Source organism: Bhargavaea beijingensis, from assembly GCF_900101985.1.
In the GTDB taxonomy this organism is placed as follows: domain Bacteria; phylum Bacillota; class Bacilli; order Bacillales_A; family Planococcaceae; genus Bhargavaea; species Bhargavaea beijingensis.
In genome coordinates this window covers 41,940-52,742 of the sequence record NZ_FNAR01000017.1, presented here as the reverse complement: position 1 = coordinate 52,742, position 10,803 = coordinate 41,940, and the positions used below count along the sequence as shown (strand labels likewise).

The following is a 10,803-nucleotide window of genomic DNA, read 5'->3' as shown; positions in this document are numbered from 1 at the left end:
AAATAAGGAGTGTAGGTTTGAAACAAGGAGTGCGGATTTGAAATAAGGAGCGGGGAATTGAAATAAGGAGTGTGGAGTTGAAATAAGGAGTGTGGGTTTGAAACAAGGAACCAGAAAATGAAACAAGGAGCCAGAGGTTGCAATAAGGACACCGGACTTTAAATATGCGGACAGATCATCTGGGGAGTGGGGAACAAAATGAGGATCCTGTTAGTTGCCTTGCTAGTCGTTGCAGGTTTCTTTGCGGCAGGCTGCAGCGACCCGGAAGTTACGAGTTTCAATGAAGTCAACCAGGTGCCGGGAGATGTCTGGGAGCATGTGCGGCCCAAACTGCCGCTTCAACTGCTTTCTTCGAGAGACCATTCCTATATCGTTTTCCAGTCGGAGCGGGCTGTGACGGCAGATTATGAGATCAAAGACAATAGAGTCATCATCAAGCTGGACGAGTCCGGCAGCAAACAGGAGGTCACGGAAACCCACATCTACAAACTGAGGACAGACGCGAAACGAGACAAAATCGACGTCAGGGTGAACGGGGAGCAGCGGCCATTTGATCAAGTGACCGGTTTTTAAGCGAAAAGGACATGATGGATGCTGATCACGCCTTTGGGCCGATCCAGCTTTATGGATTGCTGCGGAACCGGGTACAAAAAAGCAGATAGAAAAAGAGAACTTCCGATAACCCGGGAGTTCTCTTTTTATGGTTGATCCTCAGCGAAATTCCGCTTTCCTGACCACTCTTCCTTTCCTGCCGGCTGTTGTCTCCGCATGAAGGAGCGACTGCAGGACAGCTTCCTCGGTCGAAGTGATCGCCGCTTCGAACAGATCATTCATGACCGGGTGGTCGTCTTTGATGAGTTCCCGGGTGACGGTCATGTCTTCGCCGCCGTGCGGGGTAAGCAACCCGTTGGAGAAAGCGATGATGATGTCGCCGCTCCCGTTGTGGATGTGTGTGCCTGTCCGGCCGAGCCCGATTGCGGCGCGCCTGGCAATGCGTTTTAGCTGGCGGGGATCCAGCGGGGCATCGGTCGCGACGACGATGATGACCGAGCCGTCCGGGCGCTTTTCCGGTTCGGCGACCGGTGTCTCGGGGGCCGGTTCTGCCGGCGGCACCCATCCCGGAAACCGGCATTCATGGCCGCGGCCGAAGTTGGTGAGGACGAGCGTGCCGACGGTAAACGACCGGCTGCCGGCCTCCACGATCCGGGAAGAACTGCCGATTCCGCCCTTTGCCCCGTAGCAGATCATGCCCTTGCCGGCGCCTACCGCACCCTGTGCCAGTTCACCGCCTTCCGCTTCGCGGATGGCGCGGAAGGCATCTTCCGGCCGCACGGCCATTTTCCGCATCGAGTTCAGGTAACTGTCGTTGCACTCCCCGACCACGATATTGAGCGAACTGGTGGAATCCCCGATGGCCGGGTTTGCGTCCAGCATGTATTGGAGCGTGCCTTCAAGCACCGCCCCCACGCTGAATGTGTTTGTCAGCATGATCGGGGATTCCAGGACGCCGAGTTCCTCGACCTGGACGAGTCCTGCCGTCTTGCCGAAGCCGTTCAATACAAACGAGGCGGCGGACGGTTTTTCCTCGAAGCAGTTGCCCCCGTGCGGGAGGATGGCCGTCACCCCGGTGCAGAAATAATCCTCCCCGTCCCCGGGCCGGTCCAGCGTGACGTGACCGACCGCCACCCCTTCGACATCCGTGATGGCATTCCATTTTCCTTTTTTCATTTGCCGCATCCCCCTTGTGCATTTTCTGCTTCCCATTATCTCAAAGTTCGGCCACAAACGGGTGCATGAAAAAGCCGTCCCGCTTTTTGGGACGGCTCATTTCACGAGCAGGACGGGGCATTCGGCACGTTTGGCGACTTTGTGGCTGACGCTGCCAAGCACCATCTCCTGGAAGGCGTTTAAACCGCGGCTGCCCACGATGGCCAGGTCATAGCCGGCGGAATTGATGAATTTGACGATGGCGGGTCCGGGTTCGCCGAACTGGATCTGCAGTTCGGGCCGGATTCCCATGTCACTGAAAACTGTGAAAATCTCGGACAACTGGTCCCGGATGTATGAGTCCAGCTCTTCTTTTGTGACGTGTTCAAATTCTTGCGGGCGCGAGCGGTCATAATCGACGACATAAAGCAGGTCGACGGACGCGCCTGTCGCTTTCGCGATAGTGGCCCCATGTTTGGCCGCTCGGCCCGAGTGCGCGGAGCCGTCCACTGCAACGATGATTTTTTCGTACATTCGTCCGGTGTCCTCCTTCGGTTTCCGGAATGGGCGGATTCACCGCCCCCGGCGCCCGGCCAACCGGACGCGGGGAAACGTTCTCTATTTATACTATATTCCCTCCATTCCGATTGAAAACCTTTTGACTCAAAAGAAAAAGGTTTTCCGGCCCGCATGTGGATAACGAATAGAAGCTAAGCCGGAAAACGTTGTGTATAATCAAAGAAACGGCTATGTTTTCAGTAGCACTCAAAAATTGTCGCGCTGCATCTGTTTGTTCCGGAGCAGCTGACGCTCCGTTTCCCGGCCTTTTGACCGGGAAACGGCCATGCGGCAAGGGGGGACACGGATGAAACTGACGGAATGGACGATGCAGGAACAGGAAGAACTCATCCACTTCATGACGGAGAACAGCTGGCCGTATCACGGCATTCCGCATCCCGCTCGGAAGATGATCGAGAAGGCGATCGATGACGGAGGCTACGAATCCGACGAAGTGAAAACGTTCTGGGTGGAGACCGATGACAGGGAAAAGGTCGGCATCGTCAAGCTGTATGACATGCAGGACGAGATCCCGATGTTTGATCTGAGGATTGCGGAACGGGCGCGCGGCAGGGGATTCGGCCCGAGGGCGCTCCGCCTGATCTGCGACTATGTGTTCAGCCTGCCGGACAAGAAGATCCGGCTGGAGGGGCATACCCGCCAGGACAACGCCGCGATGAGGAAAACGTTCGAGAGGGCGGGATTCGTGAAAGAAGGCCACCTCCGGAAGTCATGGTACTCCCCGAAAGAGGATTCATACTATGATGCGGTCACATACGGCATTACACGGGAGGACTTCGAGAGCGGCAAGACAACCCCTGTGGAATGGAACGACAGGGAAATTGCCGCGGCAGCCGATAACCACGGCCGGCCGCCGGGCTTCCCGGAAGAATTCCATTCGGAGCGGCTCCTTATCCGGGCGCCGCGTGTGGAGGATGCAGCGGATGTTTACGATGCGCTCACTTACTCGCATCCGGAGCTGAAAGAATGGCTCCCGTTTGCCAAGGACAAGCCGACACTGGAGGGCGTGGAAGACAGCCTGAGAGGAGCGGTGGCCGATTTTATCACCCGGAAAGATTTGCGTCTGCATCTTTACCGGCGGGAAGACGGCGCGTTCATCGGCTCGTCCGGCCTGCATCGGATCAACTGGAACGTCCCGAAATTCGAGATCGGCTACTGGATCGATACCCGCTACACGGGGCTCGGCTATATGACGGAAGCCGTGGAACGGATTACGCAGTTCGCCGCGGAGACGCTCGGCGCCCGCCGCATCGAGATCCGCTGCGACACGGAGAACAGGAAGAGCCGGGCAATCCCGGAAAAACTGGGTTATGAACTCGAGGGCATCCTGAAAAGTGATGATGTCGCCGCGGACGGCAGCCTGCGCGACACATGCGTCTATGCAAAATTGAAGTAAGTGATCCGCCGGCGGATTCCCATGAGGACCGCCGGATTTTTGTGGGCAGGCAGCGCGGTTTTGATGAGTGTTAAGCAAATCGGCCCGAGTGTTAGGGAAGACCTTCCGAATGTCAAGCAATTCCCGCCGGGTGTTAAGAAACCTGCCTCCGCCCGCCCCGCCACGAAAATAAAGGGATGCCGCTCCACTTGCATGCGGCATCCCTTTATTTAATACTTGTTCCTGCCGGTGATCAGCTGGAAGATGAAGATGATTCCGGCAATGATAAGGACGATGTGGATCAGCCCGCCGAAAATATCGAGAAGGAAACCGATCAGCCAGAATGCAATCAGAATCAGTATGACCCACCAAAGGATTTTGCCCATGACGTCACCCGCTTTCCGTCTTGTCTGTTAACCAAATCCTACCCTCCGGCGATCCCGGATAAACCGGGACGGGCATCCCTGACTCCGTGCTATAATGGACGGACAGGCAATGGAAGGGGCGGATCTGGCATGGCGACGCCGAGTATGGAAGACTATCTTGAGCAAATCTGGCTGAAGTCGGCCGTGACCGGGGAGGCTCGCGTATCCGACGTCGCGGAGGCGCTGGAAGTCCTGCCGTCGTCAGTGACGAAGATGGCAAGGAAGCTTGACCGGGAAGGCTACTTAGTTTATGAACGCTATAAAGGGTTAATATTAACTTCAAAGGGCGAAGCATTCGGCCGGAAGCTGGCCGGCCGCCATGAGCTGCTTGAACGATTTCTCCGGCTGATCGGTGTGGACGAAAAGCATGTCTACAACGACGTCGAAGGGATTGAGCACCACCTGAGCTGGGACGCAATCGATCGCATCACCGAACTTGTGCAGGTCCTCGAAGACCATCCGGCCATGCTCGGCCAGTTGATGCGGCAGCGTACGGCAGGCGGTGGGGATGAAGAAAGGGAGAGATAAAAATGGCAAAGGCGGAATCCGGGCGAATCATCGAGGCGCTCGCGGAACGGCGGGAAGGCTCCCGCTGGGTACTGTCCTGTGATGGGCAGGAATTTAATATGAACGCGTCAGAAGCGCCGGAAGACCTGAATGAAGGGGACAGGCTGAAAGTATTTCTCCACCCGGACCGCCGCGGCAACCTGGTCGCGACGAGCCGGCTGCCCCGGATGGAAGCCGGTTCGTACGGCTGGGCGGAAGTGATCGACACGGACGGGCGCGACGGCATCCGGACGGACATCGGATCGTCCGTCGAAGTCATCGTCAATCCGAAGGACATGCCGCAGCTCAGGGAGCTCTGGCCGGAGCCCGGTGACTGTCTGTACATGACACTGCGCACGGACAAAGGCGGCAATCTGTTCGGCCGGCTGATCACCGAGGAGCGCATCAAGGACGAGTATGTCGATGCCCCGGCCTCTCTTTTCAATAAAAATCTCAAAGCCCGGGCGTACCGGCTGCTTCCGGTCGGCGCGTTCATGCTGAGCGAGCCGCAAAAGTACCGGATCTTCGTCCACCATACGGAGATGAAGTTCGAGCCGCGGCTCGGGCAGGAAGTCGAGGTGCGGGTGATCGGCATCCGCGATGACGGTTCGCTGAACGGCTCCCTTCTCCCGCGGAAAGAAGAGCGGATCGGGGATGATGCGGAAACGGTGCTCCGCTACCTGAACGGGGCCGGCGGAAAAATGCCGTTCACAGACAAGTCGGCGCCCGAAGAGATCAGCGAAATGTTCGACATGAGCAAAGCTTCGTTTAAACGGGCAATCGGCAAACTGCTGAAAGAACGCAAAATCAGGCAGGAAGATGGCTGGACCTATTTGAAGGATAACCAGCGGGATTCGTGAAACTTTTTACCCTCTCCACCCGTTCATATGGGTGGGGAGTTCTTTTGCATCCATGAAAGGGGAAAACCAGATGAACAAAAAGAGAAGATGGGCATTGCCTGCAATTGTGGCATTGGTCCTTTCAATGTTGGCGGGCCCTGCCATATCCGCGGCTCCCGCGGTCGATGAACGGCTCGGTGTGCCGATCGTCGTGTACGGCGCGGATCTGACCGCCGACCAGAAGGCGAATGTGAAGACCAGCCTGAAAGTCGATGAAGAAGCGGAAGTCGAGGAAATCACGGTTTCCGGCCAGGATCTCGGCAAGTACATCCAGGGCTCCAATTCGAGGGCCCGGATGTATTCGTCCGCGAAAATTACGGTGACGGAGCCGGGAAGCGGCCTCGTCATCCAGATTGTCACTCCGGAGAACATCACCCAGGTGACATCGGATATGTATGCAAATGCGATGCTGACAGCGGGAATCGAAGATGCCAATGTCGATGTGGCGGCACCGAAGCCGGTTACGGGCCACTCCGCGCTGGCCGGCATCTACAAGGCGTATGAGGCAAGCGGCGGCACGCTTGATACGGAGCGGACCGACGTCGCGAATGACGAGCTTACCGTCGCCACCGGGCTCGCCGAAAAGTCGGGCATTGATGAGCAGAAGGTGACGGAGCTCCTCACCGAGCTCAAGCAGCAGATCGCCGAGCAGAACCCGGCGACAAAAGAGGATGTCGAGCGGATCGTCACCGAGCAGCTTGACAAGCTCCAGGTCGAACTCAGCCCGGAAGACCGCCAGCTGCTGATCGACCTGATGGACCGCATCCGCCAGCTGGATATCGACTTCAGCAAATGGTCCGACCAGCTCGGTCAGTTTGCACAGGACTTCAATGAAAAATACGGCGACAAGATCCGCGAGACGGTGAACGACGAAGGCTTCTGGCAGAAAGTCAAAGACTTCTTCAACAACCTGATCGACTCGGTCCGCTCGCTGTTTAGCTGAATCTGAAGAAAAAAACGGATGCGCCGGCAAAGTTGCCGGCGCATCCGTTTTTTCTGATTTACATGAAAGGGCATGTTCTGAGGCGAGAATGACGATTCATGTCCCGAGAGTGACGATTCGCCCTCCAAGAATGACGTTCCCGTCAGTGAATGTCCACCGGCAGTCCGCGGTGATGCCGTCATCGGACTTTCTGTTCAAGTTTTCTGTGCCATGACTTCGTTTCTCCCGGACGATCGCCCGTGATGAAAACCGGTCGGCCGGCTGTCTCGATCAGCAGAACGGGTGACTGCTTTGTATCGACAAAGAGCAGGGAAGAGCCGTGGCCTTCTACGGAAAATCGGCCCTTGGCGTAGTCGGCGAAACCGAAGCCGTTTTCCTTGTAGCGGACTTCCGGCAGATCATCGAGCAGTTTCATGGAGCGGATGTCCGAATAGGGGATGGTTTCACCGTACATCCCGGAAATCTCCATCGCGGAGTCGCCGAATGTGACGTCCGGCTGCCTGGCGCCGGTAAAGAGAAGGGCTGAAATCCCCCCGATTACGACTGCAGCCATGATGACCGAGGTGCGGAGGGCGCGCTTCCTCTTGTGCGGAACTTCGCGCCGGGACAGGAGGATGAGCCCGCCGAACAGCATCAGCAACATATATGCCAGCTGTAATTCGAACGTATAGCGGAATCCGGTCATTCCAAGCGGCATCAGGAGAAGAAGTCCCGCCGCGATGATGAGGAAAAGACGTCCGACGCCTTGCGGATAGCCATTTTCGATCAATTGCTCTTGTTCTTTTTCCGGTCGCGTGGCAAATCCCGAAATGAACAGATAGGCACGCCGATTCAGGATGAGGTAGGCGAAAAAGGCAAACAGTCCGATCAGGAATAATTGGGTCCAGAAGATGAGCGGCATGTGCACGTTCCTTTCGGTTAAGGTGTCTGTTCCTAAAGTGTATCGGGGAACCTTGCTGATTGCAAAATGGATTGTAAGGGTATAAGATAAGGAAACCAAATAATCTCGAATTCGAGATAAATAGGAGATGAATTTATGCAACTCGGAGGAATCCACCATGTTTCGGCCATTACGGCCAGCGGAGCCGAAAACCACGACTTCTTCACCAGGGTGCTCGGCATGCGGCTTGTCAAAAAGACGGTCAATCAGGACAGCCCCTCGATGTACCATCTGTTTTATGCAGATGCGGCCGGCACGCCCGGTACGGATATGACGTATTTCGAAATCCCGATGGCGGGACGCACTTATCCGGGAGTCTCTTCCATCAGCAGCACCGGTTTCCGGGTCAGGTCCGAAGCGGCACTTGGTTTCTGGATCAGGCGGTTTGATGAACTGGGCGTGGACCACGAAGCGATCCTGGAACGCAACGGGCGGAAGACACTGGCCTTTACCGACCCTGAAGGATCCAGGCTGATGCTGGTCGCAGATGACGGTTCGGGTGTCCCGTACGGCATACCTTGGAGAAAGACGGATATCCCGGAAGAATTTGCGATTGCCGGGCTCGGTCCTGTAAAATTGACGGTACGTCATCCGGAACGGACAGAGACCGTTCTGACGGAAGTGCTTGGTTTCAGGGAAGCGGGGACTTACCCGTCCGATGTTTCCGGCATGCCGGACATCATCGTCTACGAGACCGGCGCGGGCGGAGCGGGCGCGGAAGTTCATCTCGAGACGCGGCCGGATCTGCCGCCGGAACGTCCGGGAAGAGGCAGCGTCCACCATGTCGCGTTCCGCGTGCCGACTTTCGATGAGTATGACCGGTGGGAGGCACACCTTCGCGATGCCGGCTTCCAGACGAGCGGCAAGGTGGACCGGTACTATTTCCGGTCGATCTATTTCCGGGAGCCGAACGGTATCCTGTTTGAACTGGCGACGGATGAGCCGGGCTTTGACTCGGACGAACCGATGGAGGCGCTTGGCGAGACACTGGCCCTTCCGCCGTTCTTGGAGCCGCGCCGTCGGGAGATCGAGGCCGCGCTCAGCCCGCTGGAGCTTGACTGAGCACCGTTCCGGGTACACCAATGGGGAAAGGGGAGTTGGATGATGATGGAATTCGAGCTGAAGGAATTGGGCGGCGATGCCTATGCATTTGTGCACGAGGAAAACGGCAAGCGTGATGCGGAAATCACTTGGACGATGATGGGGGATGTGATGGTCATGGACCACACTTTCGTCGATCCTTCGCTGCGCGGCGGCGGAATCGCGAAAAAGCTGCTCGACGAGGCAGCCGACTACGCCCGCCAAAACGGCTATAAGATGGAAGCGGTCTGTTCATACGTCGTGACGGCATTCAACCGCTATGGTGAATATGAAGATGTCAAAGCAAAATAAGAGCACGAAAAAAGCAATCCGTTCCGTTCGTTCGGTGCGGATTGCTTTTTATGTTTTGCTGTGGCTGATCGTCATGGTGACCTCCCTCAGAATGTGATGAAGAGCAGGAGTGCAGTGAGAACAGACGATCCGGCGATGGCGTACATAGCATCGGACTGACTGAAGATAAGCTCCTTTTCCATGGGTCCGTATCCCCCTTCTGGAGTGGTTTGATAGTTTGAATTTACCCTGCGCAATGTTTGGGTAAACCTTCCAAGTTCAATTCGCCGAAAAAAATTGAAACCCTCTGTAGTTTGAAACGTAAGAAGAAAGTAGAATAAAAGAAAACAAAAGAGGTGTAATCAAATGGAACCTAATTCTTTAAACCGCCCATTCAAGCGGACCGTCGAGCGGGTGCTCGGAATCATCGGCCTCGTATTCAACGTGCTAGGAATCATTTTGACGGTCGTCATGAACAGCTTCATGAAAATGCTCACGAACGATCCGCAGTTCCAGCAGGAATTCGAAGCGGAAATCTGGAATGACCCGACACTTACCGAATCGGATGCACAGATGATCATCGACATGATGTACATGGGCATGGATTGGATGGTCAACTTTGGCTGGTTCTTTATTGCCGCTCTGGTCATCAGTTCGGTACTGATCATCGTCGCGCTTATCCAGCTCAACAAAAATGTGAAGCTGAGCGGAATCCTGTTCATCATCGCCGGTGTTCTCGCGGGTATCCTTTCCCTCACATCGATTCTGCTCTACATCGCGGGCACCATGTGCTTCGTGCGCAAGCCGCCTGTCGAAAAAACACCTTACGACAACGACACGATGCGCCCTCTATGATCGATTGCACGTCAACTCCAAAGCCCCGGCCCTCCGGCCGGGGCTTTTCATCAGGCGTAGCAGCCGAGTAAAAAAGCACCCGCTCATACAAGAGCGGGTGCTTTCAGGTAATAGACATATTGGACCGTGGTCGTCGGAAATCCTTCAAACAGCTCATCGAATTCTTCAAGAAGTTCGAATCCCTGTTTTTCATAGAACAGGCGGGCTCCTTCGTTCCGGCTATCGACGTAGACGAACAGCTGGTGGCCGTCTTCGAGGGTGGAAATGCCGGCCTCAAGCAGTGCCTTGCCGAATCCCATGCCCTTGTAATCCGGCAGCAGATACATATCGGTCAGTTCTGCATCGCCGTCTTCATCCACTCGGGTGAAATTGGCAAATCCGACCGGGCGCCCTTCATGTTCCGCTATCAGCATCGTCGTCTTTTCCAGCCGTTTCATCATCATCGGGGAAGCGTAAGCGCGTGCGAGGAAGGACTCCTGGACATCTTCCGGGAGAAGGCCCTCATACGTATCATCGTAGCTGACCGCTGCGATCTGCCGGACGGTCTCGATATCATGTCGTGTCATCAAACGGATCATGGAAAAGGTCACCTCGGCAATAGATTTCCATCCACTATAACAAATAAATCGCCCCTCCGATATATGTTGTGGAATAATGTAATCAAATTGAAATGAAAGAAGTGACACAGATGAAGTGGACCCTCAAAAAATTCTCGGAACTCACTGCAGATGAACTCTATGAAATCCTCAAACTGCGTGTCGATGTATTCGTCGTCGAGCAGGCTTGCCCGTATCCGGAAATCGATGGACATGATCCGGCTGCCCTTCATCTTGCCGGCTGGGAGGGCGACACGCTTGCCGCCTATGCAAGGGTGCTCATGCCCGGTGCCGTTCATCCGGACCCGGCAATCGGCCGTGTCGTCGTCAGGAAATCCCATAGGGGAAAAGGGATTGCGCGTGTACTTGTCGAAAGGGCAAAAGAGGTTGCCGCGGAGCGGTACGGCGATATCCCGGTACGGCTTTCTGCGCAGTATCATCTGAAAGATTTTTATGCATCCTGCGGGTTCCGGGAAGTTTCCGGCCCGTATGATGAAGATGGAATCCCGCACGTGGATATGCGCCTCGTGGTTTCTGGCGGCGAGTGAAGGGGTATACTTTACTGAC

General features: G+C 55.7%; 14 protein-coding genes. 9 read left to right on the top strand and 5 right to left on the bottom strand.

What is annotated here, in order from left to right; all coding sequences use genetic code 11:
• Nucleotides 1–198: 198 nt before the first annotated feature.
• On the top strand, nucleotides 199–573 hold the full coding sequence (locus BLT01_RS11775) for a hypothetical protein (RefSeq protein WP_092097979.1): 375 nt from the start codon (nucleotides 199–201) through the stop codon (nucleotides 571–573).
• Between the two features lie 138 nt (nucleotides 574–711).
• Here BLT01_RS11775 and BLT01_RS11770 read toward each other — a convergent pair whose 3' ends face one another.
• Both BLT01_RS11770 and BLT01_RS11765 read right to left on the bottom strand, forming a co-directional pair.
• Nucleotides 712–1,728: a DmpA family aminopeptidase gene (locus BLT01_RS11770; protein ID WP_092097976.1), complete on the bottom strand. Its 1,017-nt coding sequence runs from the start codon at nucleotides 1,726–1,728 to the stop codon at nucleotides 712–714.
• A gap of 96 nt (nucleotides 1,729–1,824) precedes the next feature.
• Nucleotides 1,825–2,241, bottom strand: coding sequence for a universal stress protein (locus tag BLT01_RS11765; protein ID WP_092097973.1), 417 nt, complete (start codon nucleotides 2,239–2,241; stop codon nucleotides 1,825–1,827).
• Between the two features lie 331 nt (nucleotides 2,242–2,572).
• Here BLT01_RS11765 and BLT01_RS11760 point away from each other — a divergent pair, with 331 nt between their 5' ends.
• Nucleotides 2,573–3,682: a GNAT family N-acetyltransferase gene (locus BLT01_RS11760; protein WP_092097970.1), complete on the top strand. Its 1,110-nt coding sequence runs from the start codon at nucleotides 2,573–2,575 to the stop codon at nucleotides 3,680–3,682.
• A gap of 209 nt (nucleotides 3,683–3,891) precedes the next feature.
• On the opposite strand, the gene BLT01_RS15075 is transcribed toward BLT01_RS11760, so the two are convergent.
• On the bottom strand, nucleotides 3,892–4,047 hold the full coding sequence (locus BLT01_RS15075; RefSeq protein ID WP_125903862.1) for a lmo0937 family membrane protein: 156 nt from the start codon (nucleotides 4,045–4,047) through the stop codon (nucleotides 3,892–3,894).
• 129 nt (nucleotides 4,048–4,176) lie between these two features.
• On the opposite strand from BLT01_RS15075, the gene mntR reads away from it, so the two are divergent.
• From mntR to BLT01_RS11745, 3 genes are all read left to right on the top strand, one after another.
• A complete protein-coding gene (gene mntR / locus BLT01_RS11755) occupies nucleotides 4,177–4,614 on the top strand; it encodes a transcriptional regulator MntR (RefSeq protein WP_092097967.1) in 438 nt (145 codons plus the stop codon).
• Nucleotides 4,615–4,616: 2 nt separating this feature from the next.
• The gene (locus BLT01_RS11750) at nucleotides 4,617–5,492 is read left to right on the top strand and encodes a CvfB family protein (protein WP_092097965.1); all 876 of its coding nucleotides are present in this window, start codon (nucleotides 4,617–4,619) and stop codon (nucleotides 5,490–5,492) included.
• A gap of 70 nt (nucleotides 5,493–5,562) precedes the next feature.
• On the top strand, nucleotides 5,563–6,474 hold the full coding sequence (locus tag BLT01_RS11745) for a DUF1002 domain-containing protein (RefSeq protein WP_092097963.1): 912 nt from the start codon (nucleotides 5,563–5,565) through the stop codon (nucleotides 6,472–6,474).
• 178 nt (nucleotides 6,475–6,652) lie between these two features.
• On the opposite strand, the gene BLT01_RS15070 is transcribed toward BLT01_RS11745, so the two are convergent.
• Nucleotides 6,653–7,375: a DUF3784 domain-containing protein gene (locus BLT01_RS15070; RefSeq protein ID WP_176765137.1), complete on the bottom strand. Its 723-nt coding sequence runs from the start codon at nucleotides 7,373–7,375 to the stop codon at nucleotides 6,653–6,655.
• 135 nt (nucleotides 7,376–7,510) lie between these two features.
• On the opposite strand from BLT01_RS15070, the gene BLT01_RS11730 reads away from it, so the two are divergent.
• The 3 genes from BLT01_RS11730 to BLT01_RS11720 all read left to right on the top strand — a co-directional run bounded on the left by BLT01_RS11730 (nucleotide 7,511) and on the right by BLT01_RS11720 (nucleotide 9,640).
• Nucleotides 7,511–8,476, top strand: coding sequence for a ring-cleaving dioxygenase (locus BLT01_RS11730; RefSeq protein ID WP_092097959.1), 966 nt, complete (start codon nucleotides 7,511–7,513; stop codon nucleotides 8,474–8,476).
• A gap of 45 nt (nucleotides 8,477–8,521) precedes the next feature.
• Complete coding sequence (locus tag BLT01_RS11725; RefSeq protein WP_092097991.1) at nucleotides 8,522–8,806, top strand: GNAT family N-acetyltransferase; 285 nt, start codon at nucleotides 8,522–8,524, stop codon at nucleotides 8,804–8,806.
• 345 nt (nucleotides 8,807–9,151) lie between these two features.
• Nucleotides 9,152–9,640, top strand: coding sequence for a DUF4064 domain-containing protein (locus BLT01_RS11720; RefSeq protein ID WP_092097957.1), 489 nt, complete (start codon nucleotides 9,152–9,154; stop codon nucleotides 9,638–9,640).
• A gap of 83 nt (nucleotides 9,641–9,723) precedes the next feature.
• On the opposite strand, the gene BLT01_RS11715 is transcribed toward BLT01_RS11720, so the two are convergent.
• Nucleotides 9,724–10,218, bottom strand: coding sequence for a GNAT family N-acetyltransferase (locus BLT01_RS11715; RefSeq protein WP_092097955.1), 495 nt, complete (start codon nucleotides 10,216–10,218; stop codon nucleotides 9,724–9,726).
• Between the two features lie 110 nt (nucleotides 10,219–10,328).
• Between BLT01_RS11715 and BLT01_RS11710 the strand changes: the two genes are divergently transcribed.
• A complete protein-coding gene (locus tag BLT01_RS11710; RefSeq protein WP_092097954.1) occupies nucleotides 10,329–10,784 on the top strand; it encodes a GNAT family N-acetyltransferase in 456 nt (151 codons plus the stop codon).
• The last annotated feature ends 19 nt before the right edge of the window (nucleotides 10,785–10,803 follow it).